Below are 23465 nucleotides of genomic sequence, written 5' to 3' on the forward strand. Positions count from 1 at the left end.
CTCAGGGCGTCCAGGTGACAAAATTTTCTAGCAGGCGAAGGCCTGCACGGGAGCTTTTTTCTGGATGGAACTGCACAGCAAAGGTGGCGTCTCGGCCAATCGCCACGTGGGCGTTAACGTTGCCATACTGGGTGGTGCCGAACATCTGAGCGTCGTCAGCTGCATTTACGAAGTAACTATGCACAAAGTAGAAGTGCTCGTAATCGTCAATGCCTGCCCATAGCGGGTGGTCATGGTGCTGGGCAACAAGGTTCCAACCCATGTGAGGGACTTTTAAGCGCTGGTCATGCTCGTCGCGCATATTGGCTGGAAAGCGGTCAACGCTACCTTGAAAAAAGCCTAGGCAGTCTACGCCACCATTCTCTTCGCTGCGCTCCATCAACATCTGTTGACCAACGCAGATGCCCAGCAAGGGTTTAGCTTGGCGGCTAAGAATATCGTCCACTAAACCACGCAGTTCGGTGCGCTCAAGCTCGCCGACACAGTCGCGAATGGCGCCCTGGCCGGGTAGCACTAGGCGCGTGGCGCCAAGAATGCGCCGTGGGTCGCGGGTGATAATCACATTTTCATGGGTGACGTGTTCAAGCGCCTTTGCCACAGAGTGCAGGTTGCCCATTCCATAATCGATTACCGCAATGGTCATGAAGCGCTCCTTATTGTTGCGGGCAAGCAGCCACTAGCAACCAGACCGTTAGAAAGCGTGCTCAGCATTATAAGCTTCCTTTGGTAGACGGCATTTGGCCCGCCATGCGTGGGTCTTCTGCCACCGCCATGCGCAGCGCACGGCCAAAGGCTTTAAAAATAGTTTCAGCCTGGTGGTGAGCATTAAAGCCTTTTACATTGTCGATATGCAGCGTGACACGCGCATGGTTCACAAAGCCCTGGAAAAACTCCCAAAAGAGTTGAGTATCCATCCGGCCAATAGTATCCCGGGTAAAGTCGACATTCATGAAAAGCCCTGGACGGCCAGAAAAATCAATCACTACCCGAGAGAGTGCTTCATCAAGCGGTACATAGGCGTGACCGTAGCGGTAAATGCCGCGTTTATCGCCGATTGCTTGGTGAAACGCTTGGCCTAGGGTAATGCCCAGGTCTTCAACCGTGTGGTGGTCATCAATATGCAGGTCACCGTTAGCCTGAATATCGAGATCCACCATCCCATGTCGCGCCACTTGATCAAGCATGTGGTCAAGAAACGGGACGCCGGTTTCACAGCGCAGGCGGCCTTCGCCATCAAGGTTGACGCTGACCGTAATCTGCGTTTCGTTGGTGTCACGGCTTACCGTGGCAATACGCGCTGACATGTTGCATCTCCTGCGCTGGGGCGCACTCTGAGGGGGTGTCGGTGGCTAGTAGGCGACTTCACCGCCGTATAATCAAGGCATAACCTTCGGCCAAAGCGACCATTATAGAGAATCGGCGGCCCCATCCGCTACAATGCGCGAAATGTAGCCGCCTTTTGAGGCGGTAAAATAGCAGCCTTGCTGCGTTGGCAAAGAGGATTTCACCATGCCGGTGACACTGCAGTATGTCGACCAGGCCCGTTGGGAAGCTGAAGAACAGGTGCGGATCGACTTGGTGCGCATTTACGAAGATGCCCCTCAAGAACGTATGCCTGCCCCAACGGTCATGCCTTTCATAGAGCAGTATTTAAAAGAGCCACGTTTTTTTGCCTGCGCACATTTCAACGACCGCTTGTTAGGCGCAGTAGCCGTACAAGATGCCGCTGACCGTGCGTGGTGGCTTTCTCAGCTGTGTGTACGAAAAACTACCCGGCGCCGAGGGGTAGGCACACGGCTAATGGCTTTATTAGGCGAGCAAGCAAAACAAGAGGGGCGGGTTTTGCGTATCGCCACCACAACGCTTCCGCTTGCTGACCGTGTTCTGCTCTCTAAAATGGGTTACCGGCCAGTGGCCAGCGAGCAGCCCCCCGAGCCAGGCGCCCCGGCCACCAGCGACTTTGTTGAGCTAGACCCACAAGGAAAAGGGTAAATGAGACAGCTATTACGTATTTTGCTGGCGGCGATTGGTATTCTCGCCATCGCCGCAGTGGCGGCTGTGGTGTATGTCACCACTTTTTTAGACCCAGAGGACTTCAAGCCCCGTTTAACCACTGTTGTGGAAGAGCAAACGGGGCTTAACCTGTCACTTGAAGGCCCGATTAGTTGGTCATTTTACCCACGTATTGGCGTTAGCGTTGAGCGCGCGCGCGCGTGGCTGCCAGAGCAGTCGCCCGATGATGCTTCCTTTGCTGCCATTGAACGCGCAGAGGTGAGCGTTGCCTTTGCGCCATTACTAAGAGGTGAGATCGCCGTTGATGGGTTAACCCTCGACGGTATGCGGCTCAACCTTGAGCGTAATGCAGAGGGTGAGGGTAACTGGCAGCCGCTGCTTGACCGCTTAGCTGAACAAGATAACGACGCTGCTGAAACCGTGCTGGCGCCAGCAAGTGCTGGCCCCCATGCTGATGCGGGCAACCTTTCCGTGGTACTTAATATTGCAAACGTAGAAGTAAAAGGCGCCGACATTCGCTTCCGTGACGAGCAAAGCCAAGCACTGTGGCGGGTGCAGCCCCTTAATATTTCCGGTAGCAACGTCAATCCTGTGCGCTCGTTTCCATTAAAAGCGATGTTTACCCTCACCAAACACAATCGTTTGGATGCGGAAGCGTTAGAGCGTACGCCCGAGCTAACCAGTGAGGTGAGCCTGGAAACTCGCCTGCGGTTGGCGTTAGATGAAGAGCGTTTAACCTTTGAAAATACCCAGCTAACCACACGCACTCGGCGCGCTAATGAGAGCGACCCACAGCAGCTAAGTTTAAAAGCGTCGGAAATGGTTGCCCGCATGGGCGAGCAGCAACTTACCATCAATGAAGGTGTGTTAGAGGCCGGGCTGCGTCACCCGGAAAACTGGCAGGGCAGCCTTGCGCTTTCCCTTGCCTTTGGCTTGGAGAGTAACTGGGGCGCACAAACGGCTCAGTTAAAAGATGCTCAGCTTACCGGGCCAGATGGCCTACGGGTGAGTGGTCACTTGAATGTTGAGCAGTGGCTGGAGGCGCCGCAGTATCGGGGGCAGCTGACCGCCGCGCCCTTCACTCTGAGGCCTTGGCTCTCACGGGCAGGTATTACGCTTAATACCACCAATAAAGCAGCGCTTAGTGATGTGGCGATGACCAGCCCGGTTGAAGGCAATATGCAGCAAGTTTCCCTGCCTCGCCTCTCCTTAGTAGTGGACAGCAGTACCTTCACCGGCGCCGCATCCGCAGCGCTTGACGGCACGCAGCTAAACTTCAATTTAGAAGGCGACCAACTCAACCTGGATCACTACTTGCCAGGGCGGGTGACGGCTCAGCAAGCCAGCCGTGGTTTGCTGCGTAAAGCCTTTGCCCAAACAGAGGGCGCACTGCTGCCCCAGGAGTGGCTGCGTACGCTGGACTTGGAGGGCGACCTGCGCCTTAGCCAACTCCAATTGGCTGGGCTAACGTTTGATGAGCCGCGCCTTCAGCTACGGGGTGCCGATGGCGTTCATCAGCTATCCGCATTCGAGTCGCGCTTTTATGGCGGCGAACTCAATGCCACTGGGGGGCTTGATGCCAGTGAGAGCAGGCTCCAATGGCAGTTCTCCCCCCGTATTGTCAACGTGCAGGTTGCGCCACTCATTGAAACCTTTAGTGAGGGCGATTCGCCGCTGCGTGGGCGCTTCAACTTGGAAGGTGCGCTCACCACCCAAGGCAATACCCGCGAAGTGCTTACCAGTAACCTTAATGGCGAGCTAACCGCTAGGCTAAATGATGGCGCAATTTTAGAAACCAATATCTCCCGGGAAATGTGTGAACTTGTGGCCCAGTTAGAGGGAGAAGGCACGCTACGTGACTGGCATACCGATACACGCTTTGAGCGCTTTGATGCCACTCTGAACGTGCGCAATGGCGTAGTGGCTAGCGATGATCTGCTGATCACGTTGCCAGGTATCAATGTCCAGGGTGAAGGTGAGTTCAACCTTACGAGCATGGATTTCGTTACCCGCGCGAATGCTCGTTTGGTCGACACTGCCGACGCCGCCTGCCAAGTGAACCCGCGTTTAGCAGACCTGCCCCTTCCCATGCTATGTGAAGGCCACATAGGGGATGACAAAGCCCAATGGTGCCGCTTTGACCGTGACGCCTTCCAAGCTTCGGTAGTGGGCCTGCTGCGTGATGAAGCCGGTAGCCGAGTGTCCGAAGAGCTTGAAGGGCGGTTAGGCGACTCCCTAGACCGTATTGATGAGCGCCTAGGAGAAGGCGCTGGCCAGGAACTGCGAGAAGGTATTCGCCGCCTGTTCAACTAAACCTTCAGGCACCGTCTGAAGATGCAATAGATGCTGCGCCGGCCCTAATCATGCCGGCGCTTTTTTTCGTAGTTATCGTCCCAAGGAATTCGTATGGCTGATATTCCGACGCCGTGCATAGAGGCGGAAGCGTTCCAACGCCGCTTGCTCAACTGGTTCGATCAGCATGGCCGTCATGACTTACCGTGGCAGACGCCGCGCAGTGCCTACCGGGTGTGGGTATCAGAAATTATGCTGCAACAAACCCAAGTTGCCACGGTAATACCCTACTTTGAACGGTTTATGGCGCGCTTTCCTACCTTAGAGGCGCTAGCGAAGGCGCCCCAAGATGAGGTACTGCACCTGTGGACGGGGCTTGGCTATTACGCCCGTGCCCGCAACCTGCATAAAGCAGCCCAAGTCGCGCTACACGAGCATAGCGGCGCGCTACCCACTGAAAGTGTTGAGGCGCTGATGGCGTTGCCTGGCATCGGCCGTTCTACCGCTGGCGCCATCATTGCCCAAAGTACTGGCCAACGAGCGGTGATTTTAGATGGCAACGTCAAACGCTCGCTCACTCGCCTGCACGCTATTGCCGGATGGCCAGGTAAGCCCGCGGTTGAGCGCGAACTTTGGGCCCTTGCCGAGTACTACACGCCCAAGACACGCCTAGCTGACTTTACTCAAGCAATGATGGATTTCGGCGCAACGCTGTGTAAGCGTAGTAAGCCGGACTGCCCGCTTTGCCCGTTTAACGATGTATGCCGTGCCTATGCCCAAGGCGAGCCGCAGCGATTTCCTGAATCCAAGCCTAAAAAAGCCCTGCCTCAGCGTGAAACCATCATGTTAATGCTGAGCGACAGAGAAGGGCGGGTGTGGCTAGCACAACGGCCGCCTAGCGGCCTGTGGGGCGGCTTATGGAGCCTACCTCAATTTGAGACACACGCTGCGCTGAACGACTGGTTAGAAGACCATGTGGTAGCCCCTGAGCGCCATGCAGCGCTGCCGAGCTTCACTCATACGTTTAGTCATTTCCGTCTCGTTATTACGCCACAGCCGGTCAGTTGCGATAGGCTAGGCGGTATTCGTGAAGACGGCGTATGGTATGACGTCAATCACCCACCTTCGCTAGGTTTAGCCGCACCGGTAAAAGCGCTGCTAAGCCAGCGGGTGCCGTTTGCCCTAGACCCAACGCCGGGGCCATCGCGCTAACGCTACGTGCCTTTACGCGTTGTACACGGCCATTATTTCCTTAACACCATAAGTAGGAGCACCTCATGAGCCAGATGGTTTTCTGCCGCAAGTACCAAAAAGAGCTGCCCGCGCTCCCATTTCCACCGCTACCAGGTAAGCAGGGCCAAGAGATCCAGGCCACGGTTTCCAAACAAGCGTGGGAAGAGTGGCAGGCGCTACAGACGCGCCTAATCAATGAAAAGCACTTAAATATGTTGGAACCCGAGGCGCGCGCCTACCTGATGGACCAAATGCAGCGCTACCTGGATAACGAAACAACCGACCAAGCAGAAGGCTACGTGCCACCCACGCAAGCCTGATGCAATAAGTACTATGCGACTTCGCTGCTAACAAAAAGCTCTAAAAGCCACGAATGGCGTGGCTTTTATTCTTTTATCACCAGAAATAAGACTGCCCTAACCGTGTGACTAGAAAGAAAGTTTCACAAAGGTGTTGACGAAAAGCGGCGTTTTTAGTTTAATACGCACCGTTGGCAGCGGCCAGATAGCTCAGTTGGTAGAGCAGGGGATTGAAAATCCCCGTGTCGGCGGTTCGATTCCGTCTCTGGCCACCAAATGTTGGGGTATCGCCAAGTGGTAAGGCACCGGTTTTTGGTATCGGCATTCCCAGGTTCGAATCCTGGTACCCCAGCCATTGCTAACAAAATTTCTTGTTGACTGACTAGCTTAAACGTAAACCAGTCAAATTCTCAAGAAAACGTGAAGCGCCGACATAGCTCAGTTGGTAGAGCAACTGACTTGTAATCAGTAGGTCCCGGGTTCGACTCCTGGTGTCGGCACCACTTAAAGTGGTTATAAAGCAAAGCGTTAGAGATAATGATCAAGCCGCCTTAATAGGGCGGCTTTTTCGTATGTGCGAAATACGCTTCTACTGTTCGTGTACTCTGTATCCCCTTGTTTCCCCATTGCTAGGCCTCTTCCACGCCAAGAGGCGACTCCTGCTTATATTCCCTCGAACGAGACTGCGCGCGCCTCTATACGCCGCTGGCAAGTGTGTTATCGTCTAAGCCAACTACGGGCCTAATTGGGCATTCTCAAATAAAAAACGATGCGGCTAAATAAGCCCCGATATAGAGAGGGCACGCAGCACGTTGAAGAAAACGGGAACGGATACCGACTAGCCCAAAGGGTTGTGGATAGATGGTTCCAGGGAGGAAGGGATTGTGGATAAAAGGGAGCAGGGATAATGGGTGCTGAAGATGCAATGAAGGAAATCTTTTATACGGTAATTAAAATGGTTATCCCACTTACTGGGATAGCCATTTTTTATATCTGGTTGGAAAGTAAGCTTTTAAAAAAATGGAAAAATAAACGCAGGGGGCGCAAGTGATGGAAGGGTTTGATCGGGGATTTGCAAGCATACTACGTGAGCTTGAGGCTGGATTACAGCAAGCCATATATTATGCGATTTTTATTGATCTGGTTTTGTTATTGGCGCTTGGTGTTTTTATATGGTGCTGTTGTGTATATGTGATCAATTACAAATTTTTTGTAGAAGAAGATATAATAGTAAAGAGAGCCGAAAAGCAGTATTTTTCTGCTAGAGCTGAAAGGGAAAGGCTTGAGGCTAAGCGGTTGAAATTGGAACTGGGACTTGCAGATGATTTAAACAAGATGCAGAGGGGGTTGTATGGTGAGTGAAAAAAGCCTTACTAATGTTCTTGAATGGTGTGTCAGGTCTTTAACGCCAGGAGGAGTTTTTTTTAAAACCGAAAAGAATGAAGAGGTTAGCTTAAAGAGCTGTTTGGAATTGATGCTTAAAAATTTAAATTACCTGAATGAAAATGATGGTTACGAAGATTGGGAGTGGCTTAAGAGTAGTTTCAAGGACAAAATTGAGCTTAGTGTTTCAAATAACATGGATCAACAGTATGCAAATTGGGAGGAGGTCTTAGACTTTTGTTTGATTTTTGTTTTTGAAATACATTACATAACTGGTAATGATGAACTAGAGTCTTTGTTAGACAAGCTTTTGAGTGCCAGAGAATACTATTTAAAGAATTGCAAAAATAAAAAGTCGGTTGACTATTTTGATAAGTATAATAGTGGTGTAAGAAAAAGTTTAGATCTTTATAGAAAGGCTCAAGCATCGGAGTCAATAATTAATAATGAAATAAGCAAGAGATTAAAAGAGCATAAAGATAAAGAGGAAGAGTTAAGTTATCATCTTGATTATTTGAAGAAAAACTTGTCAGCGCTGAAAGGGGAAGCTAGCTTTTTATCCTCGTCAAAAGTATTTAATAAGATGGAGGGTAATGCTAGGGCTAAAGAAAATAAAGCATTATGGGCTTCTTTTGCTTTTGCCATGATAACTATTTCTTATCTTTTATTGATTGCAATTTATTTGATTGATAATGATAGCTTCTCCTTTTCATTAACCGCTGATAGTGCTCCGGGTAGGTTAATGTTTTGGGAGGAGGTTAGGCTGTTAGATATTAAGCTGCTTATGATTTCATCGACCTTTGTTTTTTTGGGAATCTATTTTTTTAGAGTTTTTTTGTCTATCTATCAAGAAAATAATAAATGGCTTAAGGAGCTGGAGTTGAAGTCGGCAATGTCGTTTTATATAGAGGGGCATGCTAAGTTTGTTAAAGAGTATGGAGGTGACTGTGATAGCAGTATAAGTAAATACGAGGATTTTATTTTTGAAAGTAGGAGTGTTGATTACTCTGATGTTAATAGCCCTAGACCGACTGATACGCTGAAAGATGTAGGCCAAGTGGCTGAAAAATTGGTGAAAGCAGGTAGGGGATAAAAGTGTCCACACAAATATGCTTTAGTGTGCTAAAACGACTGTTAAAGGCTGTGTAAGTGTTTGATTTTTATTTTTAAGATGCTGCTGTGAGTAAGCAGGTGAGGTTTTTGCAGTCAGTAAGCCTCGGCTCCCGGTGTCGGCACCACTTAAAGTGATTATAAAGCAAAGCGTTAGAGATAATGATCAAGCCGCCTTAATAGGGCGGCTTTTTCGTATGTGTCTACAGCGTAGACACTGCCGAAAGATTTAGTCTGGCGGCTTCTTCCAGGCAATCCGGTGCAATGTGGACATATCGCCTGCCCATGGTGATCGACTAATTCCTTAGTATCTGCTGAAGTACCAGCATGTTGCCATGCTCATTTGTGGTAAGAGGCGCACGTGAACAAGCCCTGGGCGGAGCGATGAAGTGGTGAATAGAGCTATTACTAGCTATGTTTTTGAGTGTTTTGAAATGGATAACTACAGGTCATTAATCCAAGCAGCTGAGCATGACAGTCAGCCAGAATTAGTGCGCGTGAGTAAGTGAAACCTTCAGGGGTTATGGCAGTCAGGCTAGCCGAACATCTTGAGGAAACCACTGAGCCGTTTTTACAGCGTTAAGAAAACAGTGTTTTGAATGCTAAAGGCTTAGACTAATCTGCTAGCTTTATAACGCTGTACGCTGTTTTGGATGACGAATATTTGACCAGTGCCTCGGTGTTTAGTGTTGGGGTTTTTCATGATTAAAAATTTTTTATAATCATTATTTTTTCTTAATAAATTATGTTGATGATAAAAAGTGCTTAGTATTAAAATTCCCGTTAAGGCAGTTTGTATGTTATTTTTAATAATGTAAATCATCCCTTGCTGTTTTAGCTATGTTTGACTATATTTTCTGATCGTTATTTTAATTTATGTTTTATGTTCGTGGATATATTTATTTGATGTATGGTTTTTGTCTAAATACAAGGAAGTGTAGAAATGGATAAAGTAACAGCAGATGAGTATAAGTGGCCAGGTGATGAAAATAAAGGTGCCAGGTTAGCAGGCTTAGGTGGCGACAATTTAAATATTCGTTTAGAGAAAGTTCTTAGCCTTTACGGCCCCCTTAATGAAGAGTCCATAGAAGCCCTGTCCCGCGTGTATAAAAGAGACGTGGAGCTAAAAAAGAACCAGAAGGTTTTTTCGTTATGTAATGAAAAGTCAGATCTTTTTTTAGTAAAAGAGGGCTGGGTTAGCTTGGCGCATGCTGCAATTAAAAGAGGTCAAGATATATGTAATATATTTATGCCCGGCGACATTATTGGGCTGCGTGAGAGTTTTTTTGATAATCATGATGTCGCGATGTTGGCATTAACTAACTGTAAGTTAGAAAGGTTTTCTGTGAGTGACTTGCATCAGCTTTTTAGGGAGCGTGATGAAGTGAGGGAAGCTGCTACCTCTTATGTGCTTGTGAATGACAATATTTCAATCGAACGGCTTAGAAGCTGCACACATCACCGGTCAGAAGAGCGCGTAGCGCATTTTTTACTTGAAGTTTATGAAAGGTTTAAATTTAAAGGGTTGTTAACCAGTAATGTTTTTTCATTTCCCGTGACGCAAAATGTAGTGGGGGAGCTTCTTGGAATGACCAGTGTTCACGTTAGCCGCTGTATGACAGCGCTGGAGCAGAAAAAACTCATTCGTAAAACGCGCAGTAGCATCAAGATAATACAGCCCGAGGAGATGGCAAAAATTACAGATTTTGATAAGGCGTTTGTTTATGGGCATGTGTGTTTGCATTAATGGTTAAGGTAGGGCACTTTGAGAAAGAATTAACCGTTGTTTCGCTGTGGTCTATTGGTTTTCAGATGATAGGTGTATTTTTAATTTTTGTTAAAGTGATTGGGGTTGTGTTTTAAGTGTTTGTTTTTAAACAGTTTTTTAGCGATCTTTTGCGGCCCGCTATTAATTAAATAGTTGATGTTATAACTTGGGTTATAAAGCGGCTACGTGTAGGTTGCAAGCTTGCTTGTAATGGCTACATTAATCGTTGTGCTAAGTTTTCATGAAAATCAGCTTATGCACAACGGAAGTCGTTTATGTTTTAACGGTATTACATTTGGCCTGAAATTTAATCATACAAGGAGTGGATTAGGTTTTGTACGAAAAGTTGGCTCGCAAGCAACGGTCGATGCACGCCACGCATACCATCGCCTTAAAGCTACTTGCCAGCTTTTCATAGCGTGTGGCGATCCGGCGACATTCTTTAAGCCAGCTAAAGCAGCGTTCTATCACATTCCGTTGCCGATATTTCGGTTTATCGAACCGTCTAGGTAGCCCAGGCCGGGTTCTTCGGTGCATATTGCGCTGAGCAATCACGGGTTTCATGCCGTGCCTGTCGCAATAATGACGCAGCTCATCGCTGTCGTATCCTTTGTCAGCCACCACATAGCGACTACGTTTGCGAGGACGCCCGACGCCACCTGGTAGATGAATGCTCTCTAATGTCGCAACGAAGTGACGAGAATCTGCCTCTTGACCAGGAGACAGTGTGAACGCCAGTGGCCAGCCATGACGATCACAAACCAAATGAATTTTGGTTGTTAAACCGCCGCGGCTACGGCCGAGCGCGTGGTCTAGCGGTTCTGTTGAACCCCCTTTTTACCGCCTCCAGCGGCAGCGCGTGTGGCTCGCACGGAAGTGGCATCGATCATCCACGTGTCTAGATCCATAAGCCCATCTTCACGTAACTTAAGCTGCAAGCGAGAAAGTACCGCTTCAAAGGTGCCGTCATCACGCCACTTGCGGAACCGGTCATAAACCGTCGACCAAGGACCATATCGCTCGGGTAAATCACGCCATTTAGCACCAGAGCACAGTACCCAGAAGACACCATTGAGCATTTTCCGGTCATCCCGCCTGGGTCTGCCCATGGTTTGAGGAGGAGCCACGATATCTTCGATCTGTGCCCAGCCGTCATCAGAAATCTCGTAACGTCCGACCATTGTTTTCCCCTATGCTGCTTTTGCATAGGTAAAGTTAGCAGATAAGGCTTTTCGTACAAAACCTAGATGACAGTCAGAAGCACGCCCTTCAACGCGGTCACCGCTCACAAGCAGTACAGCGAAATGACCGACATGCCATCCGCCCACAGCATAAAGGCGCATGATAAGTATCCTACGCGCTTATCCAGCGCTCCTGCGTCCCTTACCCTGCCGCGTCGCGATAAGGTGGTAAAGGGACGTCATTTAGCTGGTCCATTGACCCAGGCTCAATTAGATGAGTTTGAGCGACAGGGATTTTTATTTATCCCTGAGCTTATTAGTGGTGACGAGCTGGAGTCATTACGCCAGGAAATGAAGGCGTTAATGAACAACGATGAGTATCGTGACAAGGACTTCAGCATTACCGAGCCAGAGAGCCACGAAATTCGCTCGCTGTTTGCGGTACATTTGCTTTCTGAGCGCCTGGGTAATCTTGCACACGACGAGCGCGTAGCTGGGGCTGCCCGTCAAATTATTGGCGATGACCCCTACGTGCACCAGTCGCGGATAAATTACAAGCCAGGCTTCGCCGGTAAAGGGTTTAATTGGCACTCTGATTTTGAAACCTGGCACGCGGAAGACGGTATGCCGGATATGCACGCCGTCAGTGCTTCGTTGATTCTGACTGATAATCACGAGTTCAATGGCCCGCTGATGTTGATTCCTGGCTCGCACCTGCAGTTTGTGCCTTGCCTGGGTGAAACCCCAGAGGACAACCACAAAAGCTCGCTAAAAGCGCAAGAGGTAGGTGTCCCAAGCTCTGAGGCGTTAACGAAGCTAGTGGATGAGCACGGCATTGAAGCCCCAAAGGGTAAAGCGGGCGGCTTATTGCTGTTCGATTGCAACACGCTGCATGCGTCAAACGCGAACCTTTCACCAGATCCACGCAGTAATGTGTTTTTCGTGTTTAACCGCCCCGATAACCGCTGTATTAAACCGTTTGCGGCGCCAAAGCCGCGCCCTGACTTTCTAGCCCACGGGCTAGAAGGCCGCTAGCTGCCGGGGCGGATAGCCAGCAGCCAAGTAAAAAGCCAGCGTTAGGTTGTGGAACATACGTATAGGTGGGGTAGACTAATGCGCCTGTCGTTGCGAATGCGGCACGCATAATGAGAAGGAGAGTACCCGCCATGCGTTTTGTTCCACAATTTACCGATGGCCAGGAGTTTCCCCACGCGCTGGGTAAAGTCGTATGCGTCGGCCGCAACTATGCCGACCACGCCAAAGAGCTGGATAATCCTATTCCCAGTGAGCCACTGCTATTTATTAAACCAGCGACGAGCGTTGTTGATTTAACCAAGCCGCTGGATCCGCCTTTTTCTAGGGGTGATGTACATTACGAAGTCGAGTTAGCGCTTCTCATCGGTGAAACGCTTACCCATGCTACCCACGATGAAGCTGAGCGGGCGATTACCGGTATCGGTCTTGCTATGGATCTCACGCTGCGCGATGTGCAAACGCAGCTAAAAGAGAAAGGCCACCCCTGGGAAATCGCCAAAGCGTTCGATGGCGCTTGCCCGCTTTCGCCGTTTCTTCCGCTAAGCCGCGTACCTAACTGGAATGCGCTGAGTTTTACGCTGGAGCTTGATGGGGAGCAGCGTCAGCACGGTGAAGGCGCCGACATGATTTTTGCTATCCCTACCTTGGTAGCGGAAATGAGCCGCCACTTTACCTTGGAGCCAGGCGATATCATTCTCACCGGTACGCCTGCTGGCGTGGGTGTTTTGCCACGTGGTGCCAAGCTACGTTTAACGCTGACCGGTGGTCTGGACATTACCACTAGCGTGGTAGAGTGAGTCGCTAAGTGATGAGCGTGTGAGCGTTACCCCTCGACGCGCTAGCTAATTGAGCCACCCCATCAATTAGCGATAGAAAACGCCCCGGTGCTGTATCCAGCGCCGGGGCGTTTGGTTTTAAAGCGCGTTCTTGAAGGAGTACTAAGAGCGGTACTAAGAGCGGTACTAAGAGCGGTACTAAGAGCGGGTTGGGGCTGCCTCACTCCAAATACGTATAGCCCTCAAGTCCTTCATTTAAGCTAGCGGCAAAGTGTGCCTGCTCCTGGGGGGAGAAATTAGCCGCCTCAAGCTGCGCAAAGAGTTTTCGCTTAAGCACTTTAGCGTCAAAGTTGACGTAAGCCAGCACATCGGCAACTGAATCACCGGCCTGGGCGTTAGAGGTCACCCAGTTGCCATCGGCATCAAGCGCAGCATCAACCGAGTCAGTATCGCCAAATAAGTTGTGCAGGTCGCCGAGAATTTCTTGATAAGCCCCCACCAGGAAAAAGCCAATCCAGCGCTCATCTTCACTCTTCCACTCTGGTAACGGCAGCGTGCTTTCCACGCCTTGGCCATCCACATAGCTGTCGATACGGCCATCGGAGTCGCAGGTAATATCCTGGATAACGGCACGTCGCGTTGGCGCTTGATCTAACCCGCTTAGCGGCAGCACTGGGAAAATTTGCTCAATCCCCCATACGTCAGGCACCGATTGGAAAAGCGAGAAATTCACAAAAAGTTTGTCGGCCAGTTTTTCAGCTAACTCATCCAAAATTTCACGGTGAGCGCGGTTGCGGGTATCCAGCTGGCCCCGCAGCCTTGCGCAGGCAGCCATGTAGAGCCGCTCGCCTATTGCACGGGCGTTGATGTCGCTTAGCCCTAGCACAAAGCGGTCTTGAAGCTCACTCACGGCCTGCAGCAAGTCGTGCCATGCCTCTACGAGTACTCTCGGTTCTTGAACCTCGGCCAGCTGCTCAAAAACTCGCCACAGGGCTTCTACCTGTGGGTCATCCTGAGGCGTTCGCTCCGGGGGGGTATCATCGATACGCTCTTCGCCAATGACGTTGGTTACCAGTACTGCGTGGTGCGCGGTCAGCGCGCGCCCTGACTCACTGATCAAGTGAGGCTGGGGCAGGTTGGCTTCTTGGCACAGCTGGGCAAACGCGTTCACGACGTTACGGGCATATTCACGCATGGAGTAGTTGGCTGAGCAGTAGCTGCGCGAGCGAGTGCCCTCATAGTCGATGCCCAGACCGCCGCCCACATCCACGGTATCAATAGGCGCGCCCAGGGTAATCAGGTTCTGGTAGAAGCGCGCACACTCACGCAAGCCGCGTTGAATATCGCGGATATTGGCAATCTGAGAGCCAAGGTGGAAGTGAACCAGCTGTAGGCTTGCCAGGGCATCCTGGGCACGAAGCGTTTCCACAACCTCAAGAATCTGGCTCGCGGTCAGGCCAAATTTAGACTTTTCGCCGCCGGTATTTTGCCACTTGCCTTTGCCCACCGAGGCAAGCCGTGCTCGTAAACCAATGCGCGGCATAACATCTAGTTCACGGGCTTCTTCCAGAATGACCGTTAACTCAGAGAGCTTTTCAACCACCAGGTAAACGCGGTGCCCCAGCTTTTCGCCTAACAGGGCAAGGCGGACGTATTCACGGTCTTTATAGCCGTTGCACACAATCAGCGAAGAGCCGCCGTCTGACAGGGCAAGCACGGCCAGCAGCTCTGGTTTGCTGCCGGCTTCCAGCCCTACGCGGCCATTGCCACGCTCTGCGGTGGCTAAAATTTCCTCTACCACGCGGCGCTGCTGGTTAACCTTGATGGGGTAGACCGCGGTGTAGCCGCCCTGGTAATCCGCATCTTGCATGGCGGCATCAAAGGCGCCGCAAAGTTGCTCTACCCGATCGTGGAGAATGTCGCTAAAGCGTACCAGTACCGGCAAACGTAGCCCGGCTTTTTGAAGCTGGCGCACCAGACCGCTAATGGGCAGCGCAGGCCCTGCTGCATCGTTGCCAAGCGGACGTACTAACGCTTGGCCGAGATCGTCTACATCAAAGTAGCCGCTGCCCCACTGGTCAATATTCCACGTGCGACGTGCGCGAAGCGCGGGGCTGCTACTGGTGACCGTTTCGCTCATTAAGAAGCCTCTGGAAGCGGTAGCGCACCTAATAAGATGCGTGCCTTTAAAATAGTTCGAAAACGCGCAGGGTCGTGGGGCGTTAAGTCGTGGGCCGGCGGGTCCACATACACCACTAGCAAACGCGAAAGCCAGTAGCGTAGCGCCGTCATGCGCAGCATGGTTGGCCACAACGCTTTTTCATCGGCGGTGAGCGGTCTACGCGCCTGATAAGCGCTAAGAATCGCATCATGGCGCTCTACATTTAGCGAGCCATCCGCATTAGAGGCCCAGTCGTTAATCACAATCGCTAGGTCGAACAGCAAATCCCCGGTGCAGCCATTATAGAAATCGATGATGCCGCCCAGCTTATCGCCGTCGTAAAGCGTGTTGTCGCGGAATAAATCGCCGTGCAGCGCGCCCTGGGGTAGTTCGCCATGCTGGCTAAAGGCACTCTCGAAGTCATCCACTTCATCCTTCATCAGCGCCTGGTCTTCCGGGCTGAGGTAGGCGAGTACCTTGTGGTGTACTGCCCGAAGCCAATGCAGGTCACGGGGGTTCGGGCGCTGGCCTTGAAAGCGCTGAGACACCCCGTGTAAACGGCCAAGCGTGTCGCCCAGTACTTGGCACTGGGTGATGTTTGGTGCTTCAGGATGACGGCCTGGTAGGCGCGGGAACAGCAGCGCAGGCTTGCCCGCTAAACTGTGCAGCGCAATGCCTTCACGGTCGTGTATGGTGCCGGGCACCGGTAAACGGTGTTCATCCAGGTAATCTAATAAATCGACAAAAAACGGCAGCTCTTCATGCTCGCCTTGTTCAAACAGGGTTAGCACCAATTCGCGACGGTCGGTGGTGACAAAAAACGTCGAATTTTCCGTGCCGCCCGCAACACCCTGAAGTGAAACGAAGCTACCTACATCAAACTTTTCCAAAAACGCGGCGACCTGTGCGTCGCTAAGCGGGGTGAATACAGCCATTTGAGTCTCGCCCAGGTTGCTAAGCCCATTATTGTAGCGGCTTGCCGCGTCAGTTGGCAGCGTTGTTACGCTTTCAAAGCGGTTATTAGCAGTGGTTGTTTCTGCATCGGCTGCTATGAACGCGTATCATAACCGGCAGACTTTTTACCTGTTTTGCTAACAATGGAATTTGGTTATGGCCCGTGCCCCAATCGTGCTTGTTGATGGCTCTTCCTACCTGTACCGCGCGTTTCATGCGCTGCCGCCGCTAACCACCTCTAACGGACAGCCGACCGGTGCGGTGAAAGGCGTTATCAATATGCTGAAGCGGCTGATCAAGGACTACCCTGAAAGCCCCATGGCGGTGGTATTTGATGCGCCGGGTAAAACCTTCCGCGATGAGATGTACAGCGAGTACAAAGCGCATCGCCCGCCGATGCCTGATGAGCTGCGCAGCCAAATTAAGCCGCTGCACGCCTGTGTGAAAGCGCTGGGCTTGCCGTTGTTATGCATAGAAGGCGTTGAGGCAGATGACGTCATTGGCACGCTAGCGCACCAGGCAACGCAAGCGGGGCGCGATGCCGTCATTTCTACCGGCGATAAAGATATGGCGCAGTTAGTCAATAGCCACATCACGCTGGTTAACACCATGAAGGATGAAACCCTGGACGAGGCGGGTGTGGAAGAGAAGTTTGGCTTGCCTCCCGCACTGATTATCGATTTTCTCGCCTTGATGGGAGATAAGGTTGATAACATCCCTGGGGTACCGGGAGTGGGCGAAAAGACTGCTATTGGCCTGCTACAAGGCATGGGCGGTGGGTTAGACACTATTTATGGCGATTTAGAACGGGTGAAAACGCTCACCTTCCGGGGTGCGAAAACCTTGCCTAAGAAGCTAGAAGAGCACCGAGAACAGGCGTTTCTTTCGTATCAGCTGGCGACCATTAAAGTCGACTGTGATCTGCCGGTCGGTTTGGATGATCTGGATATCGCCCACCCTGACCGGGAAGCGCTGGTTGAGCTTTATAAAGAGATGGAGTTCCGCCAGTGGCTGAGTGAGCTGCTGGAAGGTAACGACGCAGGCGTGGATGACGTAAAAGGTGGCGAGCCAGTACCTGAAGGTAAGTATGAGAGTATGCCTGACGATAGCCCCGTCGCCGCGCCTGCTGAGCGTCACGACCACGTTATTGTTGAGCAGAGCGAGTTTACAACCTGGCTCGATCGCCTGAACCGCGCTGAGCGTTTCTGTTTTGATCTGGAAACCACCAGCCTCAACTACATGGACGCCGAGATTGTTGGTATTGGCTTGGCGCTTGAGGCTGGTGAAGCGGCGTATATTCCGCTAGCCCACGACTACCTGGATGCCCCCAAACAATTAGACCGCAAAGCGGCTCTGGCCGCGCTAAAGCCGCTGCTGGAAGACCCAAACAAAACCAAAATTGGCCAAAACCTGAAGTACGATATTTCGGTGCTGGCCAATTATGAGATTGCCGTAGTAGGGCCATTGGCCGACACCATGCTGGCCTCCTATGTGCTCAACTCTACCGCCACACGGCATGATATGGATTCGCTGGCGCTGAAGTATTTGGGCGAAAAGACGATTTCATTTGAGGACATCGCCGGTAAAGGGGCAAAGCAGCTCACCTTTAATCAAATTGCTCTAGAGCAAGCGGCGCCTTACGCCTGCGAAGATGTTGATATCACGCTACGCCTTCAGGAAATCCTGAGGCCCCAGGTCGAACGGGAAGGTCGCCTAGCCGACGTGCTGGACAACCTTGAGCTACCGCTGATCAACGTGCTGTCACGCATCGAGCGCAATGGCGTTGCGCTCGATGCTGAACGCCTACACGCGCAAAGCCAGCAGCTTGAAAGCCGTATTCGTGAACTGGAAAGCCAAGCGTTTGAATTGGCAGGGCGTGAGTTTAATCTAGGGTCGCCCAAACAGTTGGGGCAGATCCTGTTTGAAGAGCAGAAGATTCCGGTCATCAAGAAGACGCCGAAAGGGGCACCCTCCACGGCGGAGGCAGTGCTTGAAGAGCTGGCGCTGGATTACCCGTTGCCCAAAGTGATTATGCAGCACCGTGGCCTTGCCAAGCTGAAATCTACCTACACTGACAAGCTACCGCGCCTGCTCAATAAAGCCACTGGCCGGGTGCACACCAGCTACCACCAAGCGGTTACCGCCACTGGGCGGCTGTCATCGTCTGATCCGAACTTACAAAACATCCCTATTCGTACTGAAGAGGGGCGCAAAATTCGTCAGGCGTTTATCGCTCGCCCTGGCTACCGCATTGTCGCGGCCGACTACTCGCAAATTGAGCTGCGTATTATGGCGCATCTTTCCGAAGATAAAGGGTTGCTAGACGCATTTGCCGATGGGCGCGATATCCACACGGCCACTGCCGCGGAAGTCTTTGGTACCTCGCTAGACAAGGTATCAGGAGACCAGCGGCGCAGCGCCAAAGCGATTAACTTTGGTCTGATTTATGGCATGAGCGCCTGGGGGTTATCACGTCAGCTGCATATTGACCGCAACCAGGCGCAAACCTATATCGACCGTTACTTTGATCGCTATCCCGGTGTGGCCCGCTACATGGACCGTATCCGTGCACAAGCCGCAGAAGATGGCTTTGTGGAAACTGTGTTGGGTCGGCGCCTGTATCTGCCGGAAATTCAGTCGCAAAACCGCAACCGCCGTCAGGGTGCCGAGCGCACCGCGATTAATGCCCCCATGCAGGGGACGGCCGCTGATATTATCAAACAGGCAATGATCGACGTGGATGCCTGGCTGGCCGAGGGCGAGTTTGATGCGCTTATGGTCATGCAGGTACATGATGAGCTGGTGTTTGAGGTGGCCGAAAAACAGGTCGATGCGTTTATCGAGCAGGTGCAACAACGCATGCAGGGAGCAGCAGAGCTGAAAGTGCCGCTGATTGTGGAGGCAGAAAGTGGTGCTAACTGGGATGAGGCACACTAGCCTTTCAACACACCAGGCCCTGGGTAATCGCTAGGCATAACGCAAATCACCCGCAGCTAAGCTGCGGGTGATTGTTTAGCGTTGGACTATCCTAATCCTGCGCCTAACGATAGGCGGCTAGGCTTAGCGCCAATCAACACGGTCAAAAATGCGAATTGCTTCCGGGTTGTTTTCACCCAGGATGCTGATGTTGATATCGTCTTTAGCAAAATCGCCCCATGATTCTAGTACCGGGTTTTTCTTGATGCCTCCAACGACTGGGAACTCGTAGTTACGCTCAGCCAACACTTCTTGCGCGCTTTCTGACGCTAAGAACTCCAGGAAGCGAATGCCGTTTTCTGCATTCTGGGCGTTAGCTACTAGGCCTGCACCACCAACGTTAATGTGGGTGCCGCGGTCGTCCTGGTTGGGGAAGATGACCCCCACTTTGCGTGCCGCTTCACGGTCGGATTCGCTATCCGAGTGTAGTAAGCGAACGTAGTAGTAGTGGTTGGCAATCGCTAGGTCACACTCGCCACTGGCAACCCCGAGGATTTGGTCGGTATCGCCACCTTCAGGAGAGCGCGCTAAATTGCTCACAATACCCTTTGCCCACTCTTCTGCACCCTCTGCGCCGTGGTGCTCAATCATTGAAGCAAGCAACGACTGGTTGTAAATATTGTTCGATGAGCGGATACAAACCTGGCCCTCAAACTGGGGGTCGGCTAGGTCTTCATAGCTAGCGACGTCGCTGGGGTCAAAATTTTCGCGGTTGTAAAAAATGACCCGTGCACGCTGGCTGAAGCCAAACCACTTGCCTTCCGGGTGGCGCATGGACTCGGGGATGCGCTCATTAAGTTCCTCAGAATCAACGGCTTGGAAAAGACCGTCTTGCTCGGCACGCCAAAGACGACCTGCATCCACTGTCAGCATTACGTCGGCGGGGCTGGCGATGCCCTCGCGGCGCATGCGTTGCATCAACTGGTCAGAGTCACCTTCCAGTACGTTCACTTTAATACCGGTTTCTTCTGTGAACGCACTATAAAGAATCTCGTCTGAGTCGTAGTGGCGCGCTGAATAAATATTGACCTCATTGGCCAATGTACTACTAGCGAAGGCAGCGCCCGCCATGATGGCAGCGACAGAGACGGAAAGGCGTGTTTTGTTCATTAAAATACCTCTGAATGCTTATGAGAATAAGTTGCATTATCGTGATGGGTATTCAAGCGCTTCTTAGCGTCGGCGTCAAGCTAAATGGTAACTAAAATCATTCAATGTATGGATGAGGCGTGCATCTCATCGCAATAGAAATTAGAATGCAAATAACTTTCAACCGTGTTCGTAACTGTATTGCGTTAGCAATACGATGGTCGAACGAAACGATGGTCGAATAAAGCAATGGTGAAAAAATGACGGCAACTGTGTCACTTACCGATGTTGCGGCCCCCGCACCGGCCCTGTCTCTGCGAGAGGTCCATCATACGTTTGCGACTAATCAAGTCGTCAAAGGGATAGATTTAAACATCGCCCCAGGGGAGGTGGTTTGTCTATTGGGGCCGTCGGGCTGTGGGAAAACCACCTTGTTGCGCATTGCTGCGGGGTTGGAAGTGCTACAGGACGGCGCGGTTAGCCTGGATGGAAATCCCATTGCTGCGCCCGGTAAGCGCCATGTGCCGCCGGAAAAGCGTAATGTCGGCCTCGCCTTTCAAGACTCGGCGCTGTTCCCGCACTTAAGCGTGCTGGAAAACGTTACCTTTGGCCTTAAACACCTGCCCAGCCGCGAGCGCCGCGCGAGGGCGGTAGAGTTGCTTACTCAGCTGGGTATGGCCAACTACATTGAAACTTACCCGCATATGTTGTCGGGTGGTCAACAGCAGCGCGTGGCGCTGGCGCGCGCCTTGGCACCTACGCCAAAGTTAATGCTGCTGGATGAGCCGTTTTCAAGCTTAGATGCCCGGCTGCGGGATCGCATTCGCGACGATACGCTTCACGTGCTTAAGAAGTTGGGGTCTGCCACCTTGCTGGTTACCCACGATCCTGAAGAAGCCATGTTTATGGCGGATCGTATTGCGCTGATGCGTGATGGCAGAATTATCCAAACCGGCACCCCGCGTGAGCTTTATTGCGCACCGATTGACCCGTTTGTGGTGACGTTTTTTGGGGAGGTTAACGAGCTAAGCGGCACGGTTCACGATGGCAAAGTGCAGACCCCGGTGGGTGCGGTAGACGCCAGTTGGCTGGAGGAGGGGAGTAAAGCGCAAATCATGATTCGCCCCGAAGCGCTGCGCATTAAAGAGCGCGACCTACCTGCTGAGGCCCACAGCCACAGCCACGTGGTGATGGCAAAACTGCTGGGCCGTACTAGCTTAATTCACCTATGTGCCCACTGCGAAGATGGTCAGGAAGCGCACTTACACGCCCGCGTGCCCGGGGTGTTTCTTCCCCAGGAGGGCCAGCCGATTGATATCGACTTGGACCACTCCCAGGTGTTTGTCTTTCCTCGCTAACCCATTCTACTGGGCTACCCAGCCCACATTACTCAGCTTGGCTGCCGGGCCGTGCCCGGCGCATTGCCAAGCTGAGTAGTATGACCGGCAATATCCCCACCACCACAATGGTAAGTGACGCCGTGGATGCTTCTGCTAAGCGCTCGTCGGAGGCTAGGCTGTGGGCGCGCACGGCTAGCGTATCGAAGTTAAACGGACGTAGTATCATCGTAGCGGGAAGCTCTTTCATCGCGTCTACGAACACTAAAATACCCGCCGCCAGCAAGCTGCTGCGCATTAAGGGAGTATGTATCTTGCGCAGCGTGCCGCCAGCGGTCTGACCCAAGGTGCGCGAGGCCGCGTCCATACTCGGCGTGACTTTCCCCAGGCTTGCTTCTACGGCATTGAACGACACCGCTAAAAAGCGTACTACATAGGCATAAATTAAAATAAACGCCGAGCCGCTAAACACCAGGCCGATGATTTTTCCGTAGTGCTCATGTAGCCAAGTATTAAGGGTGTTATCCAGCCAGGCGAAGGGAATCAAGATCCCCACTGCCACCACCGAGCCTGGGATCGCGTAGCCCATGGCGGCCACGCGGGTGAACAGCCGGGCGCTTGCTGAGTTGTGCAATCTAACGCCGTAGCTAAGTAGCACCGCCATGCCCACCGCGATTAAAGCCGCCACCAGTGAGAGGCTTAGGCTGTTGGTGGCGAAGCGAATAAAGCGGGTACCAAATAGCGTGTCGCCCTGGTGAATGGCTAAATTCAGCAAGATGCCGCTGGGCAGTAAAAAGCCGATCACGATAGGCAGTAAACACACCATGGTTGCGCCAAACGCACGCCAGCCGCGTAGCTGGTACTCTGGCAACTGCTGGTAACGGTTGGTGGTGTGGAAATAGCGGCGTTTACCACGGGAGTAGCGCTCAAGTAGCACCAGCACAATCACAAAGGTAAGCAGACAAGCCGCCAACTGAGCGGCAGCCACCGGTTCACCTAAGCCAAACCATGTTCGGTAGATGCCGGTGGTAAAGGTATCCACGCCAAAAAACTGCACGGCGCCAAACTCATTGAGTGTTTCCATCAGCACCAACGATACTCCGCCCACTAATGCGGGGCGCGCCAGCGGCAGGGCAACGCTACTAAACAGATGCCATGGGCCGCGGCCTAACGTGCGGCCCACATCCAGCACGCACACCGACTGTTCAAGAAAAGAGGCGCGTGCGAGCAGGTAGACGTAGGGGTAGAGCACAAAGGTGATAAGTGTGGCGGCCCCGCCTAGCGAGCGTATATTGGGAAAGTAATAATCGCCGAACTGCCAGCCAAACCACTCGCGCAGCGCGCTTTGCAGCGGCCCCGCTACCTGCAAAAAGTCAGTGTAAGCATAGGCGATCACGTAGGTGGGTACCGCCAAGGGGAGCAGTAAGGCCCACTCAAAGATCCTCTTGCCAGGGAAACGGCACATTACCACCAGCCAGGCAGAACTAGCGCCGATAATCAGCGTACCCAGCCCTACCCATAGCACCAGCCAAAAAGTATTAGAGAGATAGCGGGGAAGCACGGTGCTGGCAAGATGCTGCCACACGCCCTCCGTGGGTACCAGGATATGCCCAAACACCACGAGGATAGGCAATGCCACCGACAGGGCTATTAAAAATAGCGCAATCGACCAAGGGTTTAGCGAGAGCGTAAAACGCGAGGCCAATCCTGAAAGTAGAGCCAGCGGTGAACGGCGAGCAGGTAGCGACACGTCGTTGTCTCCTAGGTCGAGGCGGGCAATGACCGCATTGCAAATGCGAACGTCAATGCGAAAAAGTTACGGGTGCAAATAGTATCACTTGCGCATGTTGGCTGCAGC

At 52.1% G+C, this 23465-nt stretch carries 18 protein-coding genes and 3 tRNA genes; 14 read left to right on the forward strand and 7 right to left on the reverse strand.

The window, feature by feature from the left end:
• Position 1: 1 nt before the first annotated feature.
• On the reverse strand, positions 2 to 643 hold the full coding sequence (locus BB497_06300; GenBank protein AVI62343.1) for an imidazole glycerol phosphate synthase, glutamine amidotransferase subunit: 642 nt from the start codon (positions 641 to 643) through the stop codon (positions 2 to 4).
• 67 nt (positions 644 to 710) lie between these two features.
• Entirely contained in the window at positions 711 to 1304 is a 594-nt protein-coding gene (locus BB497_06305; protein AVI62344.1) for an imidazoleglycerol-phosphate dehydratase, read from the reverse strand.
• A gap of 205 nt (positions 1305 to 1509) precedes the next feature.
• On the opposite strand from BB497_06305, the gene BB497_06310 reads away from it, so the two are divergent.
• The 10 genes from BB497_06310 to BB497_06355 all read left to right on the forward strand — a co-directional run bounded on the left by BB497_06310 (position 1510) and on the right by BB497_06355 (position 10077).
• Positions 1510 to 1992 (forward strand): acyl-CoA N-acyltransferase, encoded by a 483-nt coding sequence (locus BB497_06310; GenBank protein ID AVI62345.1) that lies wholly within the window; start codon positions 1510 to 1512, stop codon positions 1990 to 1992.
• The gene (locus BB497_06315; protein AVI62346.1) at positions 1993 to 4326 is read left to right on the forward strand and encodes a membrane assembly protein AsmA; all 2334 of its coding nucleotides are present in this window, start codon (positions 1993 to 1995) and stop codon (positions 4324 to 4326) included.
• 93 nt (positions 4327 to 4419) lie between these two features.
• Entirely contained in the window at positions 4420 to 5517 is a 1098-nt protein-coding gene (locus tag BB497_06320; protein AVI62347.1) for an A/G-specific adenine glycosylase, read from the forward strand.
• 65 nt (positions 5518 to 5582) lie between these two features.
• A complete protein-coding gene (locus tag BB497_06325; protein ID AVI62348.1) occupies positions 5583 to 5858 on the forward strand; it encodes an oxidative damage protection protein in 276 nt (91 codons plus the stop codon).
• Positions 5859 to 6036: 178 nt separating this feature from the next.
• Positions 6037 to 6112 (forward strand) — tRNA-Phe (locus BB497_06330).
• A gap of 5 nt (positions 6113 to 6117) precedes the next feature.
• Positions 6118 to 6192, forward strand: a tRNA-Gln gene (locus BB497_06335).
• A 72-nt stretch (positions 6193 to 6264) separates the two neighbouring features.
• Positions 6265 to 6340: transfer RNA gene (locus BB497_06340), tRNA-Thr, on the forward strand.
• Between the two features lie 547 nt (positions 6341 to 6887).
• Positions 6888 to 7199, forward strand: a complete 312-nt coding sequence (locus BB497_06345) for a hypothetical protein (GenBank protein AVI62349.1) — start codon at positions 6888 to 6890, stop codon at positions 7197 to 7199.
• Entirely contained in the window at positions 7189 to 8313 is a 1125-nt protein-coding gene (locus BB497_06350) for a hypothetical protein (protein ID AVI62350.1), read from the forward strand. The genes BB497_06345 and BB497_06350 overlap by 11 nt, the downstream gene beginning before the upstream one ends.
• Before the next feature lie 960 nt (positions 8314 to 9273).
• Complete coding sequence (locus BB497_06355; protein AVI62351.1) at positions 9274 to 10077, forward strand: Crp/Fnr family transcriptional regulator; 804 nt, start codon at positions 9274 to 9276, stop codon at positions 10075 to 10077.
• Between the two features lie 833 nt (positions 10078 to 10910).
• On the opposite strand, the gene BB497_06360 is transcribed toward BB497_06355, so the two are convergent.
• Positions 10911 to 11279 (reverse strand): transposase, encoded by a 369-nt coding sequence (locus tag BB497_06360; protein ID AVI62352.1) that lies wholly within the window; start codon positions 11277 to 11279, stop codon positions 10911 to 10913.
• Between the two features lie 66 nt (positions 11280 to 11345).
• Here BB497_06360 and BB497_06365 point away from each other — a divergent pair, with 66 nt between their 5' ends.
• On the forward strand, positions 11346 to 12314 hold the full coding sequence (locus tag BB497_06365; GenBank protein AVI62353.1) for an ectoine hydroxylase: 969 nt from the start codon (positions 11346 to 11348) through the stop codon (positions 12312 to 12314).
• A gap of 131 nt (positions 12315 to 12445) precedes the next feature.
• Positions 12446 to 13111, forward strand: coding sequence for an isomerase/hydrolase (locus BB497_06370; GenBank protein ID AVI62354.1), 666 nt, complete (start codon positions 12446 to 12448; stop codon positions 13109 to 13111).
• A 199-nt stretch (positions 13112 to 13310) separates the two neighbouring features.
• Here BB497_06370 and BB497_06375 read toward each other — a convergent pair whose 3' ends face one another.
• Positions 13311 to 15230 carry an arginine decarboxylase gene (locus BB497_06375; protein ID AVI62355.1) on the reverse strand — a complete coding sequence of 640 codons (1920 nt, stop codon included), beginning with the start codon at positions 15228 to 15230 and terminating at the stop codon, positions 13311 to 13313.
• Positions 15230 to 16186 (reverse strand): homoserine kinase, encoded by a 957-nt coding sequence (locus BB497_06380; GenBank protein ID AVI62356.1) that lies wholly within the window; start codon positions 16184 to 16186, stop codon positions 15230 to 15232. Before BB497_06380 ends, BB497_06375 begins: the two co-directional genes overlap by 1 nt.
• 175 nt (positions 16187 to 16361) lie before the next feature.
• On the opposite strand from BB497_06380, the gene BB497_06385 reads away from it, so the two are divergent.
• On the forward strand, positions 16362 to 19142 hold the full coding sequence (locus BB497_06385) for a DNA polymerase I (GenBank protein ID AVI62357.1): 2781 nt from the start codon (positions 16362 to 16364) through the stop codon (positions 19140 to 19142).
• A 123-nt stretch (positions 19143 to 19265) separates the two neighbouring features.
• On the opposite strand, the gene BB497_06390 is transcribed toward BB497_06385, so the two are convergent.
• The gene (locus BB497_06390) at positions 19266 to 20291 is read right to left on the reverse strand and encodes a Fe(3+) ABC transporter substrate-binding protein (GenBank protein AVI62358.1); all 1026 of its coding nucleotides are present in this window, start codon (positions 20289 to 20291) and stop codon (positions 19266 to 19268) included.
• A 239-nt stretch (positions 20292 to 20530) separates the two neighbouring features.
• Here BB497_06390 and BB497_06395 point away from each other — a divergent pair, with 239 nt between their 5' ends.
• Positions 20531 to 21628 carry an ABC transporter gene (locus tag BB497_06395; protein ID AVI62359.1) on the forward strand — a complete coding sequence of 366 codons (1098 nt, stop codon included), beginning with the start codon at positions 20531 to 20533 and terminating at the stop codon, positions 21626 to 21628.
• Between the two features lie 28 nt (positions 21629 to 21656).
• Here BB497_06395 and BB497_06400 read toward each other — a convergent pair whose 3' ends face one another.
• Positions 21657 to 23357, reverse strand: a complete 1701-nt coding sequence (locus BB497_06400; GenBank protein ID AVI62360.1) for an iron ABC transporter permease — start codon at positions 23355 to 23357, stop codon at positions 21657 to 21659.
• Between the last annotated feature and the right edge of the window lie 108 nt (positions 23358 to 23465).

Source organism: Halomonas sp. GFAJ-1 (assembly GCA_002966495.1).
Taxonomy (GTDB): Bacteria; Pseudomonadota; Gammaproteobacteria; order Pseudomonadales; family Halomonadaceae; genus Vreelandella.